Source organism: Bradyrhizobium sp. 215_C5_N1_1 (assembly GCF_052075935.1).
GTDB lineage: Bacteria > Pseudomonadota > Alphaproteobacteria > Rhizobiales > Xanthobacteraceae > Bradyrhizobium > Bradyrhizobium barranii.
Genome location: NZ_CP197228.1, coordinates 4,056,174 through 4,069,633 on the forward strand (window position 1 = coordinate 4,056,174; position 13,460 = coordinate 4,069,633).

Genomic DNA, 13,460 nt, shown 5'->3' on the forward strand with positions numbered 1-13,460 from the left:
GTTGAACAGTCTTCGTATGCTGCGGTCGGTCGTCTTGGCGACCGCGTCTGCTTTCGCAGTGGTACCGCAGGCATCGCTTGCGCAGTCCTCGGCGCAAGGCGGTGCGCAAAACCTGCCGTCGGTCACCGTCAACGCGCCGGAAGCACGACGCCGCGCACCTGCTGCGGCCGCCCGCCGCGTGGCGCGGCCGTCGGTAGAGACCGCCGCCAGCCGCAGACCGCTTCAGCAGCGCAATGTCGGCTTCGTCGAGACGCCGCGCGGTCCGGTGAACGGCTACGTCGCCAACCGCAGCTCGTCGGGCACTAAGACCAACACGCCGATCATGGAGACGCCGCAATCGGTGTCGGTGATCGGCGCGGACCAGATCCGCGACCAGAAGGCGACCAAGCTCGACGAGGTTCTGCGCTACACCGCCGGCGTGCGGGCTGGCACCTTCGGTGCGGACACGCGCAACGATTGGTGGCTGATCCGCGGCTTCAAGTCCGACGACATCGGACTGTTTCTCGACGGCACGCAGCTGTTCTACACGGCCTATGCGAGCTGGCGGCTTCCGCCGTCCAATATGGAGCGAGTCGAGGTGTTACGCGGCCCGTCGGCGGTGCTCTATGGTGGATCGAGCCCGAGCGGCATCGTCAATGTCATCAGCAAGATGCCGCCGACCGAGCCGATCCGCTACATCGAGACCGGCGTCAACAATTTCGGCAACGCCTATGTCGGCTTCGATGTCGGCGGGCCCGTTGCAACGCAGCCCCAGGACGGCAAGCTGTTCTACCGCGTCGTCGGCGAGATCAGGAACGGCGACACGCAGGTCAACTTCACGCCGGACAACAACTACTTCATTGCGCCGTCCTTCACCTGGAAGCCGGATGCCGATACGACTTTCACGGTTCTGGCGTCGGCATCGAAGACCGACACCCGCGGCATCAACTTCCTGCCTTACCAGGGCACGGTGACCAACGCGCCGTTCGGCAAGATCCCGACCAGCTTCTTCGCCGGCGATCCCAGCGTCGACAAGTTCACGCGCGAGCAGGAGATGCTCGGCTATCAGTTCGAGCGCAATGTCACCGACGATCTAACGTTCCGGCAGAATGCGCGATTTGCGCATATCGACCTGACCTATCGCGGTTACATCGGCAACGGCTGGGACAATATCAATGCGGCCTCTCTCGGTCGCTACAATTGGTATGCGAAGGATACCGCCAACCAGGCCGATCTCGACAACCAGCTGGAATATCGCTTCAACACCGGTCCTGTCAGGCACACGATGCTGTTCGGTGTCGATCTGAAGGGCTATCAGATCGACGACTATCAGGCCTTCAACTTCGGCACCGTTCCTCCGATCAATGTGCTCAATCCGGTCTACGGCATTAACATCCCGCTCACAGGCCCGCCGTTCCGTAACTTCCTGATCACGCAGAAGCAGGCCGGCACCTACCTCCAGGACCAGATGAAGCTCGGTAACTTCACGCTGGTGCTGAGCGGCCGCAACGACTGGGTCGAGACGACGCAGGCCGCCCGTGACACTGGGGCGACGCTCGCCAGCAACAATGACAGCCAGTTCAGCGGTCGCGCAGGCTTGATCTACAATTTCGACAACGGCATCGCGCCCTACATCTCCTACGCGACGAGTTTCAACCCGATTATCGGGCTCAACGCGCAAAATCAGCTGTTCCAGCCGGAGACCGGCCAGCAGGCCGAAATCGGCGTCAAGGTCGCCCCCAAGGGATTTGATGGCTACTTCACTGCCTCGGTGTTCAACCTGAAGCGCCAGAATGTACCCACTACCGATCCGATCATCACCACGCTGCAGAACCAAACCGGCGAGGTGACCTCGCGCGGCATCGAGCTCGAAGCGGTCGCAAATGCGACGAAGGAGTTAAAGTTCATCGGCGCCTTCACGGCCTATCATCTCTTCACCAGCAGGGACCTGAACCCGGCGCTGGTCGGCAAGACGCCGACCAACACGCCTGAGCTCCTGGTCTCGGGCTGGGCCGACTACACATTCAAGGACGGACCGCTTGCGGGATTCGGCTTCGGCGGCGGCGTGCGCTATGTCGGCGCCTCCTGGGCGGACGCCGCCAACACCCTCGAGGTTCCCGCGGTCGTGCTCGGCGACCTCGCGGTCCACTACGAGTGGCAGAACTGGCGCACGGCAATCAACGTGATCAACCTGACCGACAAGATCTATGTCGCAAGCTGCGCGGCGGCCTCGTCATGCTTCTACGGCGACCGCCGGCGCGTCACCGCCAGCGTCTCCTACAAGTGGTAGGCACCGGCGAGGGGAGGGCCTCGTGAAGGCGCGCACGGTCAGGCTCTGGTCCGTGGTCCACACCTGGACCAGCCTGATCTCGACCGTCTTCCTGCTGCTGCTCTGCCTGACCGGCCTGCCGCTGATCTTCCATCACGAGATCGATGAGCTCCTGGGCTATGCCCCCCAGCCCGAAGCTCATGCGGGCGCGGCGCGTGCGACGACGCAAGCCGTCGCCGACGCCGCGCTCGCCGCCGATCCCGGCCGGGTGCTGCAATATATCGCCTGGGACAAGGACGAGCCCGGGATCGTGACCGCGTTCACCAACAGCGCCGTCAACGGGCTGCCCGACAACACGACCGTGCGCGCGTTCGATGCGATGTCGACCAAGCTGCTCGGACCGGTCGGCATCGGGCCGATGCTGATCATGCTCAAGCTGCATACCGACATGTTTGCCGGCCAGCCCGGAAAACTGTTCCTCGGCGGGATGGGCCTGCTGTTCGCCATCGCCATCATCTCCGGCGTGGTGCTGTACTGGCCGTTCACCCGCCGGCTGCGCTTTGCCACCATTCGCGGCCACGCCTCGCGCCGCGTGCGCTGGCTCGACTGGCACAATCTGATCGGCGTCGTGACGGTGGCCTGGGCACTGGTGGTAGGCCTCACCGGCGTCGTCAACACCTGGGCCGAGCTGATGCTCAACCAGTGGAAGGCCACCGAGCTTGCCAGCATGGTCGCGCCCTATGCCGGCAAGCCGCCGCCGTCGCATCTGGCTTCGCTCGACGATGTTGTGGCGCGCGCGAGGCAGACGGCGCCCGGGATGGAGGTTGCCTTCATCGCGTTTCCGGGAACGCCGTTCACCTCCTCGCACCACTTCGCCGCCTTCATGCGCGGCGACACGGCGCTGACGGCGCGGCTGCTCAAGCCGGTCCTGCTCGACGGCGAAACAGGGGAGGTCGCCGACAGCCGGGCGCTGCCGGTCTATCTCCAGGCGCTCCTGATCTCGCAGCCGCTGCATTTCGGCGATTATGGCGGGATGCCGCTCAAGGTGATCTGGGCCGTGCTCGACATTCTCACGATCGTTGTGATCGGCAGTGGCCTCTATCTCTGGCTGGCACGGCGGCGCAAGCGCGCGCCCGCCCGGAGCGACGCATTCGCCAGACGAACCCCGGTCCCGTCGTGATGCATGGCTCCTCTGACCGCTCGGGCCTGTGGATACGTGTCTTTGCTGCACCCATCCTGCTCGCGGCTGCGACCATCACCGGCCTGCTGGCTGCGCTACTCTGGGGAACGGTCGGCCAGTATGTCGCCTGGGTGACGGTGGGAGCCCCGGTGCTGGTCATTGCCTGGGTTTGGGTGCGCTGCCGCACCCAAAAAACCGGGCAATTATCGCGGACGACACGCGGCAAATAGCTGCCTCGGCCCGTGTGCCGCAATCCTCGAACGGCTGCCCTGCAAAACTGTGGCCGCCCTTGCTGGGATTGGCGATCTGCTCCATACCAGCCGCGGGGCGATTCCGGGATTTCTATCGTTCTGGGGGCGGTAAAGGGCCTAAAAAGAGCGTGTCTTGCGCCCATTGGTGCACTGCGCTAAGGCTCAGAACAATTCCAAACTGGACGAATCCGTGGCTGTCCCGAGGCTGCGGGAAAAAGGGCTCGTCAATGAGCGGCATTCTGCAGAACTATCTTCCACTCGTCGTCTTTATAGGGGTAGCGGGCCTCATCGGCCTCGTGCTGCTGATCGCGCCCTTCATCGTGGCGTTCCAGCAGCCGGACCCGGAAAAGCTGTCGGCGTATGAGTGCGGTTTCAACGCCTTCGACGACGCTCGCATGAAGTTCGACGTCCGCTTCTATCTGGTCGCCATCCTCTTCATCATCTTCGACCTCGAGGTGGCGTTCCTGTTTCCCTGGGCGGTGGCGTTCGGCAAGCTTGGCGCGACCGGCTTCTGGTCCATGGTGGTGTTCCTCGGCGTGCTGACGGTCGGGTTCGCCTATGAATGGAAGAAGGGAGCACTGGAATGGGATTGAACCCTGCAACGTCCTCTGGCCCGGTCGTCGCGCCGGCCCCCAAGGGCATCCTTGATCCGTCGACCGGCAGGCCGGTTGGCGCCAACGATCCGTTTTTCCTCGAGGTCAACTCCGAGCTGTCCGACAAGGGCTTCTTCGTGGCCGCGACCGACGACCTCATCACCTGGGCCCGTACCGGCTCGCTGATGTGGATGACCTTCGGTCTCGCCTGCTGCGCGGTCGAGATGATGCAGGTCTCGATGCCGCGCTACGACGTCGAGCGCTTCGGCTTCGCGCCGCGTGCCTCGCCGCGCCAGTCCGACGTGATGATCGTCGCCGGCACGCTGACCAACAAGATGGCGCCTGCGCTGCGCAAGGTCTACGACCAGATGCCGGAGCCGCGCTACGTCATCTCGATGGGCTCCTGCGCCAATGGCGGCGGCTACTACCACTACTCCTACTCGGTCGTGCGCGGCTGCGACCGCATCGTGCCGATCGACATCTACGTGCCGGGCTGCCCGCCCACGGCGGAAGCGCTGCTCTACGGCGTGCTGCTGCTGCAGAAGAAGATCCGCCGCACCGGCACCATCGAACGCTAAGGTTTTACGTCATGGACGACGCCAAGCTCGACGCCCTGGGGCAGACGATCGTTAGCGCGCTTCCGGGCGCCGCCATCGGTCATTCGGTTGCCTTCAACCAGCTCGCGGTGGATGTCGAGGTCAGCAAGATCGTCGAGGTGGTCAAGTACCTCCGCGACGATCCGAAATGCCGGTTCATCAACTTCACCGACATCACGGCCGCGGACTATCCGTCGCGCGAGAAACGCTTCGACGTGATCTATCACTTCCTGTCCCCGACCCTGAACACGCGGATCCGGCTCAAGGCCCAGGCCGACGAGACCACGCAGGTGCCGTCGCTGATCGACGTGTTCCCCGGCGCGGACTGGTTCGAGCGCGAGGCCTACGACCTCTATGGCGTGTTCTTCGTCGGTCACCCCGACATGCGCCGCCTGCTGACCGACTACGGTTTCGAGGGCCATCCGCTGCGCAAGGATTTCCCGACCACCGGTTTCGTCGAGGTTCGCTACGACGACCAGGAGAAGCGGGTGGTGTACGAGCCTGTCCGGCTCAACCAGGAATTCCGCAAGTTCGATTTCCTCTCGCCGTGGGAAGGGGCGGACTATCCGCTTCCCGGTGACGAGAAGGCGGGACCGAAGGTCTGATCATGAACGAGCAACCCGAACAGCTTCGCAATTTCACCATCAACTTCGGGCCCCAGCATCCGGCTGCGCACGGCGTGCTGCGTCTGGTCCTTGAGCTTGACGGCGAGATCGTCGCGCGCGTCGACCCGCATATCGGCCTGCTTCACCGCGGCACCGAGAAGCTGATCGAGCAGAAGACCTATCTCCAGGCGATCCCTTATTTCGACCGGCTCGACTACGTCGCGCCGATGAACCAGGAGCACGCCTTCTGCCTCGCCGCTGAGAAGCTGCTCGGCATCGAGGTGCCGCGCCGCGGCCAGCTGATCCGCGTGCTCTATTGCGAGATCGGCCGCATCCTCTCGCACCTCCTCAACGTCACCACGCAGGCGATGGACGTCGGCGCGCTGACCCCGCCGCTGTGGGGCTTCGAAGAGCGCGAGAAGCTGATGGTGTTCTACGAGCGCGCCTCCGGCAGCCGTATGCACGCAGCCTTCTTCCGCGTCGGCGGCGTGCATCAGGATCTGCCGCAGAAGCTGGTCGACGACATCGAGGCCTGGTGCGATCCGTTCCTGAAGGTCGTGGACGACCTCGATCGTCTCCTCACCGCCAACCGCATCTTCAAGCAGCGCAACGTCGACATCGGCGTGGTGCCGCTCAAGGAAGCCTGGGAGTGGGGTTTTTCGGGCGTCATGGTGCGCGGCTCGGGCGCGGCCTGGGACCTGCGCAAGTCGCAGCCCTATGAATGCTACGCCGAGATGGATTTCGACATCCCGATCGGCAAGAACGGCGACTGCTACGATCGTTACCTGATCCGCATGGAAGAGATGCGCCAGTCCGTGCGCATCGTGAAGCAGTGCATCCAGAAGCTGAACGCAGCCGACGGGAAGGGGCCTGTCGTCGTCGAAGACAACAAGGTCGCGCCGCCGCGCCGCGGCGAGATGAAGCGCTCGATGGAAGCGCTGATCCATCACTTCAAGCTCTACACCGAAGGCGTCCACGTGCCGGCCGGCGAGGTCTACACCGCGGTCGAGGCGCCGAAGGGCGAGTTCGGCGTCTATCTGATCTCCGACGGCACCAACAAGCCCTACAAGTGCAAGATCCGCGCGCCGGGCTTTGCGCATCTTCAGGCGATGGACCACATCTGCCGCGGCCATCTGCTTGCCGACGTCTCGGCGATCCTCGGCTCGCTCGACATCGTGTTCGGAGAGGTCGATCGGTGATGGCGCAGGCGCCAATCCAGTTTGACCGTGCCTCGGGGGCCCTTGAAGGGGCCAACCTGTGGGAGCGGACGGCTGCCTTGGCGCTGGTGACGGGATCGAAGATCTCCTCGCATTTCTCGCACATGGGCTACATCGCCTGCGCGAACCTGCTGCGGAAGACGCTGCCCGAGCGCAACATCGCGATCAGGCTCAATCCCGATGCCGTGTTCGAATTCCCCTACGGCGACGGCTATTGGAGCAAGCTGCTCAACCGCTCCTACAACTACGAGGACGAGCTGGAGGTCCTGTTCGCCGACTCCCTCGACGTCGACTACACGCTGCTCGATTGCGGCGCCAATTACGGCTACTGGTCGGTGCTGGTCTCGAGCAAGCCGTTCGGATCGCACAAGGCGATCGCGATCGAGCCGTCGGGGCAGAACTATCCGAAGCTTGCCAACAACGCCCGCGTCAACGGCAACCGCTTCGAGACGCTGAAATGCGCCATCGGCGCGGCGCGCGGTACCGCGCGGCTGTCAGGCACCAAGCATGAGGCCTTCAGCATCGCCGGCGCACCGTCGGCGGGCGGCGAGGACGTGCCGGTTCTCGCGCTCGACAATCTCATCGATGACGGCAAGGTGGCGGCCCACGGCAAGTACCTGATCAAGCTCGACGTCGAGGGCGTCGAGATCGAGGCGATCAAGGGCGGCGCACGGCTGCTTGAGACCGACAGCGTCATCATGTGCGAGGAGCACGGCAGCGATCGCAGCCACGCGGTGTCGCGCTTTATCCTCGAACAGACGCCGCTGAAGCTGATCGTGTTCGATCCGCGCAGCAACCGGATGGAGACCGTGACCGAGCTGTCGATCCTCGACCGCATCAAGGTCTCGACACACGTCGGCTACAACGTTTTCGGCACCGCAAGCGCATTCTGGCAGGGCAGGATCGATGCCCTGAATGCGAAAACCGCGCGCCGTATGCAGTGAGAGATAAGAGATGTCCGTTCGCCGATTAGCACCGAAGGAAGTCCAGCCCGCGAGCTTTGCGTTCACGGAGGAGAACCTCGCGTTCGCCAAGCAGCAGATCGCGAAATATCCGGCCGGCCGGCAAGCCTCCGCTGTCATCGCCATCCTCTGGCGCGTCCAGGAACAGCACGACGGCTGGGTGTCGGAAGCCGCGATCCGCGCCGTCGCCGATCTGCTCGACATGCCCTATATCCGCGTGCTCGAAGTCGCGACCTTCTACACGATGTTCCAGCTCGCCCCCGTCGGCAAGAAGGCCCACGTCCAGGTCTGCGGCACCACGCCGTGCCGCCTGCGCGGTGCCGAGGATCTCATCCACGTCTGCGAGCACCGCATTCACCACGAGCCGTTCCATCTCTCCAAGGACGGTAATTTCAGCTGGGAAGAGGTGGAATGTCTCGGTGCCTGCGTGAATGCGCCGATGGTGCTGATCGGCAAGGACACCTATGAGGATTTGACCAAGGAAACCTTTGGCAAGGTGCTCGACGGCTTCGCCTCGGGCAATCCGCCGAAGCCCGGTCCGCAGAACGGCCGCCAGTTCTCGGCGCCGACGGGTGGGCCGACCACGCTGAAGGAGATCACCTGATGCGTGATCTCCCCGCAATTGGAGGGAACGAAGCCGTGAACAAATGGGGCTTCGTCGCCATGCACGCCGCGGTCGCGGCCGCCTTCATGTTCCTGCTGCAGCGCTTCGTGATGAACGCGACGCAGGAGAGCAGCCTACTCTGGGCGCTGACCTTCGCCGTCTGCGCCGCCGGACTTGCCTACAAGCAGTCCAATCGTTGATCGGAAAGCACTGAAATGCTCGAGGACAAGGACCGCATCTTCAAGAACCTCTACGGCCTCCACGACTGGGGGCTCGAGGGCGCGCGGCGCCGCGGCGCCTGGGATGGTACGAAGAATATCATCGACAAGGGCCGTGACTGGATCATCAACGAGATGAAGGCGTCGGGCCTTCGCGGGCGCGGTGGCGCCGGCTTCCCGACCGGCCTGAAATGGTCGTTCATGCCGAAGGAATCGACCGACGGCCGCCCGAGCTATCTCGTCGTCAACGCCGACGAATCCGAGCCCGGCACCTGCAAGGATCGCGAGATCATGCGGCACGATCCGCATCTCCTGATCGAAGGCTGCCTGATCGCGAGCTGCGCGATGAACGCGCATGCCTGCTACATCTATGTCCGCGGCGAGTTCATCCGCGAGCGCGAGCATCTCCAGGCCGCGATCGACCAGGCCTATGAGGCGAAGCTCGTCGGCAAGGACAATGTCAACGGCTGGCCGTTCGACATCTACGTCGCGCACGGCGCCGGCGCCTATATCTGCGGCGAGGAGACCGCGCTGCTCGAAAGCCTCGAAGGCAAGAAGGGCCAGCCGCGCCTGAAGCCGCCGTTCCCGGCCAATGTCGGCCTGTTCGGCTGCCCGACCACCGTCAACAACGTCGAGTCGATCGCGGTTGCGCCCGACATCCTGCGGCGCGGCGCGGCCTGGTTCGCCGGCATCGGCCGTCCGAACAATGTCGGCACCAAGCTGTTCTGCATCTCGGGTCATGTCGAGCGGCCCTGCAACGTCGAAGAGGCCATGGGCATTCCGTTCCGTGAGCTGATCGAGAAGCATTGCGGCGGCATCCGCGGCGGCTGGGACAACCTCAAGGCCGTGATCCCCGGCGGCTCGTCGGTGCGCATGGTACCGGCCGAGCAGATCATCGACACGCCGATGGATTTCGACAGCTTGAGCAAGCTGCGCTCGGGCCTCGGCACAGCGGCCGTGATCGTGATGGACAAGTCGACCGACCTGATCCGCTCCATCGCTCGCATCTCCTATTTCTACAAGCACGAGAGCTGCGGCCAGTGCACGCCGTGCCGCGAGGGCACCGGCTGGATGTGGCGCGTCTTGACCCGCATGGCCGATGGCCGCGCCCACAAGCGCGAAATCGACATGCTGCTCGAAGTCACCAAGCAGGTCGAAGGCCACACCATCTGCGCGCTCGGCGACGCAGCCGCCTGGCCGATCCAGGGCCTGATCGCGCATTTCCGTCACGAGATCGAAGCGCGCATCGACCAGTATTCGCACAAGGCTGACATCGACGATATCGGCGTCCGCGATCCCGTGAACATGGTCGCGGCGGAGTAGAGAGAATGACCAAGCTCATCATCGACGGCAAAGAGATCGATGTCCCCGCCGAGTACACGCTGCTCCAGGCGTGCGAAGCCGCGGGCGCCGAGATTCCGCGCTTCTGCTATCACGAGCGGCTGTCGATCGCCGGCAATTGCCGGATGTGCCTCGTCGAAGTGAAGGGCGGCCCGAAGCCGGTCGCAAGCTGCGCCTGGGGCGTGCGCGATTGCCGTCCGGGCCCCAAGGGCGAGCCGCCGGAAATCTCCACGCGTTCGCCGATGGTGAAGAAGGCACGCGAAGGCGTGATGGAATTCCTTCTCATCAACCATCCGCTGGACTGCCCGATCTGCGACCAGGGTGGCGAGTGCGACCTTCAGGACCAGGCGATGGGCTATGGTGTCGACACCAGCCGCTTCGCCGAGAACAAGCGCGCCGTCGAGGACAAGTACCTCGGCGCGCTGGTCAAGACCTCGATGAACCGCTGCATCCAGTGCACGCGCTGCGTCCGCTTCTCGGCGGAAGTCGCCGGCGCGCCCGAGATGGGCGCCACCGGCCGCGGCGAGGACATGGAGATCACAACCTATCTCGAGCACGCGCTGACGTCCGAATTGCAGGGCAATCTCGTCGACATCTGCCCGGTCGGCGCGCTGACCTCGAAGCCCTATGCTTTTGCGGCTCGCCCGTGGGAGCTCGGCAAGACCCAGTCGATCGACGTGATGGACGGCCTCGGCTCGGCGATCCGCGTCGACACCCGCGGTCGTGAGGTGATGCGCGTGCTGCCGCGCATCAACGAGGCCGTGAACGAGGAGTGGATCTCCGACAAGACCCGTCACGTCGTTGACGGCCTGCGCACCCAGCGCCTCGACCGGCCCTATATCCGCGAAGCCGGCAAGCTGCGGGCGGCGAGCTGGCCCGAAGCCTTTGCCGCGATCGCTGCGAAAGCGGCGCGCACCGACGGCAAGCGCATCGGCGCGATCGCCGGCGACCTCGCCGGCGTCGAAGAGATGTTCGCGCTGAAGGACCTGCTGGCCAAGTACGGCTCGAACAATCTGGCAGTGCAGGGCGGCGACGCCTTCGATCCCGCGCTCGGTCGCGGCTCCTACATTTTCAATCCGACGCTGGTCGGTGTGGAGCAGGCCGACGCGTTGCTCATCATCGGCGCCAATCCGCGCAAGGAAGCGGCCGTGTTCAACGCCCGCATCCGCAAGCGCTGGCGCGGCGGCGGCTTCAAGGTCGGCGTGATCGGCGCCAAGGTCGATCTCACTTACGACTATGACCACCTCGGCGCAGGCACCGAGACGCTCGGCGAGCTCGCGGCCGGCAAGCATTCCTTCATGGATGTGCTGAAGAACGCCAAGCACCCGATCATCCTGGTCGGCGCAGGCGCAGCCTCGCGTCACGACGGCGCCGCCATTCTCGCCGCCGCCGCCAAGCTCGCGCTCGATGTCGGCGCGGTGAAGGACGGCTGGAACGGCTTCGGCGTACTGCACGAGACCGCCTCGCGCGTCGGCGCACTCGACATCGGCTTTGTCGCCGGTGCGGGCGGGCTGAACGCCGCGCAGATGACGACCTTCGGCACGCTGGACCTGCTGTTCCTGCTCGGCGCCGACGAGATCAAGCCGTCGGACGGCACCTTCGTCGTCTATATCGGCACCCATGGCGACCGCGGCGCGCATCGCGCCGACGTCATCCTGCCGGCGGCCGCCTACACCGAGAAGTCCGCGATATACGTCAACACCGAAGGCCGCGTGCAGATGACCGGCCGTGCCGCGTTCCCGCCGGGCGAAGCCCGCGAGGACTGGGCGATCGTGCGGGCGCTGTCGGAGGCGCTCGGCAAGAAGCTCGGCTACGACTCGCTGTCGGCACTCCGCCAGGCGATCTTCAAGGCCGCGCCGCACCTGATGCGTCTCGACCAGATCGAAGCCGGCGCCGCCGACCAGATCAAGAAGCTGGCGGGGAAGGGCGGCTCGCCGGAGAAGGCGCCGTTCAAGCCGGCGATCGAGGACTTCTATTTGACCAACCCAATCGCGCGTGCATCCGCCGTGATGGCGGAATGCTCGCGGCTTGCCTCCGGGCAGATGCTGACCGCAGCGGAGTGAGCCGATGGAATTCTTCGAAAGCGCATTCTGGACCGGTTTCCTCTGGCCGCTGATCATCATGGTCGCGGAGAGCGTCCTGGTGCTCGTCGTCCTGCTGGTCGCGATCGCCTACATCCTGCTCGCCGACCGCAAGATCTGGGCGGCGGTGCAGATCCGCCGCGGCCCGAACGTGGTCGGCCCCTGGGGCCTGCTGCAGTCCTTCGCGGACCTGCTGAAGTTCGTGCTGAAGGAGCCGATCATCCCGTCCGGCGCCAACAAGGGCGTGTTCCTCCTTGCTCCCTTGGTCTCATGCGTGCTCGCGCTCGCGGCCTGGGCGGTGATCCCGACCAATCTCGGCTGGGTGATCTCCGACATCAATGTCGGCGTGCTCTTCATCTTCGCGATCTCGTCGCTGTCGATCTACGGCATCATCATGGCCGGCTGGTCGTCGAACTCGAAATACCCGTTCCTGGCCGCGCTGCGCTCGGCGGCGCAGATGGTGTCCTACGAGGTCTCGATCGGCTTCGTCATCATCACCGTGCTGCTCTGCGCCGGCACGCTGAACCTGTCGGCCGTGGTCGAGGCCCAGCATGCCCGTGGCCTTGCCAGCCTGATCGGGTTGCCGCAGCTCACCATCCTGAACTGGTATGTGTGGCCGCTGTTCCCGATGTTCGTGATCTTCTACGTCTCGGCGTTGGCGGAAACCAACCGTCCGCCGTTCGACCTCGTGGAAGCTGAATCAGAGCTCGTCGCCGGCTTCATGGTCGAATACGGCTCGACGCCGTATCTGCTGTTCATGCTCGGCGAGTATGTCGCGATCGTCACGATGTGCGCGCTGGCGACGATCCTGTTCCTCGGAGGCTGGCTGCCGCCGGTGGATCTGCCGCCCTTCAACTGGGTGCCGGGGATCATCTGGTTCTCGCTCAAAGTGTTCTTCATGTTCTTCCTGTTCGCGATGGCAAAGGCGATCGTGCCGCGCTACCGCTACGACCAATTGATGCGCCTCGGCTGGAAGGTGTTCCTGCCGCTGTCGCTGGCGATGGTGGTCGTGGTGGCCGGTGTGCTGCATTTCGCCGGCATCGCGCCGAAGTGAGGGCCGTCATGGGTATCAATGTCAACGCCACTGCACGCTCGCTCCTGCTGTCGGAATTCGTCTCGGCGTTCTTCCTCGCCATGCGCTATTTCTTCCAGCCGAAGCCGACGCTGAACTATCCCTTCGAGAAGGGCCCGATCTCGCCGCGCTTCCGCGGCGAGCATGCGCTGCGCCGCTATCCGAACGGCGAAGAGCGCTGCATCGCCTGCAAGCTGTGCGAAGCCATTTGCCCGGCGCAGGCCATCACCATCGAGGCCGGCCCGCGCCGCAACGACGGCACCCGCCGCACCGTGCGCTACGACATCGACATGGTGAAGTGCATCTATTGCGGCCTCTGCCAGGAGGCCTGTCCGGTCGACGCCATCGTCGAAGGTCCGAACTTCGAATTCGCGACCGAGACCCGCGAGGAACTGTTCTATGACAAGGCCAAGCTGCTCGCCAATGGCGACCGCTGGGAACGCGAGATCGCGAAAGCGATCGAGCTCGACGCGCCGTACCGGTGAGATGAGA

The 13,460-nt window shown here is 64.5% G+C and carries 14 protein-coding genes; all 14 read left to right on the forward strand.

Annotated elements, in window-relative coordinates:
* Positions 1–16: 16 nt before the first annotated feature.
* The 14 genes from AB7G19_RS19530 (at position 17) to nuoI (ending at position 13,453) form a co-directional block, all read left to right on the forward strand.
* Positions 17–2,269: a TonB-dependent siderophore receptor gene (locus AB7G19_RS19530; RefSeq protein WP_208089450.1), complete on the forward strand. Its 2,253-nt coding sequence runs from the start codon at positions 17–19 to the stop codon at positions 2,267–2,269.
* Positions 2,270–2,291: 22 nt separating this feature from the next.
* On the forward strand, positions 2,292–3,428 hold the full coding sequence (locus AB7G19_RS19535) for a PepSY-associated TM helix domain-containing protein (RefSeq protein ID WP_135216781.1): 1,137 nt from the start codon (positions 2,292–2,294) through the stop codon (positions 3,426–3,428).
* Entirely contained in the window at positions 3,428–3,658 is a 231-nt protein-coding gene (locus AB7G19_RS19540; protein ID WP_063982974.1) for a hypothetical protein, read from the forward strand. Before AB7G19_RS19535 ends, AB7G19_RS19540 begins: the two co-directional genes overlap by 1 nt.
* A gap of 248 nt (positions 3,659–3,906) precedes the next feature.
* Positions 3,907–4,272, forward strand: coding sequence for an NADH-quinone oxidoreductase subunit A (locus tag AB7G19_RS19545; protein ID WP_007603535.1), 366 nt, complete (start codon positions 3,907–3,909; stop codon positions 4,270–4,272).
* Positions 4,263–4,850 carry a NuoB/complex I 20 kDa subunit family protein gene (locus tag AB7G19_RS19550; RefSeq protein ID WP_014494855.1) on the forward strand — a complete coding sequence of 196 codons (588 nt, stop codon included), beginning with the start codon at positions 4,263–4,265 and terminating at the stop codon, positions 4,848–4,850. The genes AB7G19_RS19545 and AB7G19_RS19550 overlap by 10 nt, the downstream gene beginning before the upstream one ends.
* 11 nt (positions 4,851–4,861) lie before the next feature.
* The gene (locus tag AB7G19_RS19555; RefSeq protein ID WP_085400362.1) at positions 4,862–5,473 is read left to right on the forward strand and encodes an NADH-quinone oxidoreductase subunit C; all 612 of its coding nucleotides are present in this window, start codon (positions 4,862–4,864) and stop codon (positions 5,471–5,473) included.
* A gap of 2 nt (positions 5,474–5,475) precedes the next feature.
* Positions 5,476–6,672 carry an NADH-quinone oxidoreductase subunit D gene (locus AB7G19_RS19560; protein WP_441268018.1) on the forward strand — a complete coding sequence of 399 codons (1,197 nt, stop codon included), beginning with the start codon at positions 5,476–5,478 and terminating at the stop codon, positions 6,670–6,672.
* Positions 6,672–7,634 carry an FkbM family methyltransferase gene (locus AB7G19_RS19565; RefSeq protein ID WP_441268019.1) on the forward strand — a complete coding sequence of 321 codons (963 nt, stop codon included), beginning with the start codon at positions 6,672–6,674 and terminating at the stop codon, positions 7,632–7,634. Before AB7G19_RS19560 ends, AB7G19_RS19565 begins: the two co-directional genes overlap by 1 nt.
* A gap of 10 nt (positions 7,635–7,644) precedes the next feature.
* A complete protein-coding gene (gene nuoE / locus AB7G19_RS19570) occupies positions 7,645–8,256 on the forward strand; it encodes an NADH-quinone oxidoreductase subunit NuoE (RefSeq protein WP_028149052.1) in 612 nt (203 codons plus the stop codon).
* Positions 8,256–8,456, forward strand: coding sequence for a hypothetical protein (locus AB7G19_RS19575; protein WP_028149053.1), 201 nt, complete (start codon positions 8,256–8,258; stop codon positions 8,454–8,456). Before nuoE ends, AB7G19_RS19575 begins: the two co-directional genes overlap by 1 nt.
* Positions 8,457–8,471: 15 nt before the next feature.
* On the forward strand, positions 8,472–9,797 hold the full coding sequence (gene nuoF, locus AB7G19_RS19580; protein ID WP_014494861.1) for an NADH-quinone oxidoreductase subunit NuoF: 1,326 nt from the start codon (positions 8,472–8,474) through the stop codon (positions 9,795–9,797).
* A gap of 5 nt (positions 9,798–9,802) precedes the next feature.
* Positions 9,803–11,878 carry an NADH-quinone oxidoreductase subunit NuoG gene (gene nuoG / locus AB7G19_RS19585; protein WP_283016693.1) on the forward strand — a complete coding sequence of 692 codons (2,076 nt, stop codon included), beginning with the start codon at positions 9,803–9,805 and terminating at the stop codon, positions 11,876–11,878.
* Positions 11,879–11,882: 4 nt separating this feature from the next.
* Complete coding sequence (gene nuoH, locus AB7G19_RS19590; RefSeq protein ID WP_063982981.1) at positions 11,883–12,950, forward strand: NADH-quinone oxidoreductase subunit NuoH; 1,068 nt, start codon at positions 11,883–11,885, stop codon at positions 12,948–12,950.
* An 8-nt stretch (positions 12,951–12,958) separates the two neighbouring features.
* Positions 12,959–13,453: an NADH-quinone oxidoreductase subunit NuoI gene (nuoI, locus tag AB7G19_RS19595; protein ID WP_014494864.1), complete on the forward strand. Its 495-nt coding sequence runs from the start codon at positions 12,959–12,961 to the stop codon at positions 13,451–13,453.
* The last annotated feature ends 7 nt before the right edge of the window (positions 13,454–13,460 follow it).

Excerpts from the sequence above, each read along its gene's own strand:
- nuoH (WP_063982981.1), top strand. The coding sequence starts at position 11,883 with ATGGAATTCTTCGAAAGCGCATTCTGGACCGGTTTCCTCTGGCCGCTG.
- nuoG (WP_283016693.1), top strand. The coding sequence starts at position 9,803 with ATGACCAAGCTCATCATCGACGGCAAAGAGATCGATGTCCCCGCCGAG.
- AB7G19_RS19550 (WP_014494855.1), top strand. The coding sequence starts at position 4,263 with ATGGGATTGAACCCTGCAACGTCCTCTGGCCCGGTCGTCGCGCCGGCC.
- AB7G19_RS19565 (WP_441268019.1), top strand. The coding sequence starts at position 6,672 with ATGGCGCAGGCGCCAATCCAGTTTGACCGTGCCTCGGGGGCCCTTGAA.
- AB7G19_RS19555 (WP_085400362.1), top strand. The coding sequence starts at position 4,862 with ATGGACGACGCCAAGCTCGACGCCCTGGGGCAGACGATCGTTAGCGCG.
- AB7G19_RS19575 (WP_028149053.1), top strand. The coding sequence starts at position 8,256 with ATGCGTGATCTCCCCGCAATTGGAGGGAACGAAGCCGTGAACAAATGG.
- nuoI (WP_014494864.1), top strand. The coding sequence starts at position 12,959 with ATGGGTATCAATGTCAACGCCACTGCACGCTCGCTCCTGCTGTCGGAA.
- nuoF (WP_014494861.1), top strand. The coding sequence starts at position 8,472 with ATGCTCGAGGACAAGGACCGCATCTTCAAGAACCTCTACGGCCTCCAC.
- nuoE (WP_028149052.1), top strand. The coding sequence starts at position 7,645 with ATGTCCGTTCGCCGATTAGCACCGAAGGAAGTCCAGCCCGCGAGCTTT.
- AB7G19_RS19545 (WP_007603535.1), top strand. The coding sequence starts at position 3,907 with ATGAGCGGCATTCTGCAGAACTATCTTCCACTCGTCGTCTTTATAGGG.
- AB7G19_RS19530 (WP_208089450.1), top strand. The coding sequence starts at position 17 with ATGCTGCGGTCGGTCGTCTTGGCGACCGCGTCTGCTTTCGCAGTGGTA.
- AB7G19_RS19560 (WP_441268018.1), top strand. The coding sequence starts at position 5,476 with ATGAACGAGCAACCCGAACAGCTTCGCAATTTCACCATCAACTTCGGG.
- AB7G19_RS19540 (WP_063982974.1), top strand. The coding sequence starts at position 3,428 with ATGCATGGCTCCTCTGACCGCTCGGGCCTGTGGATACGTGTCTTTGCT.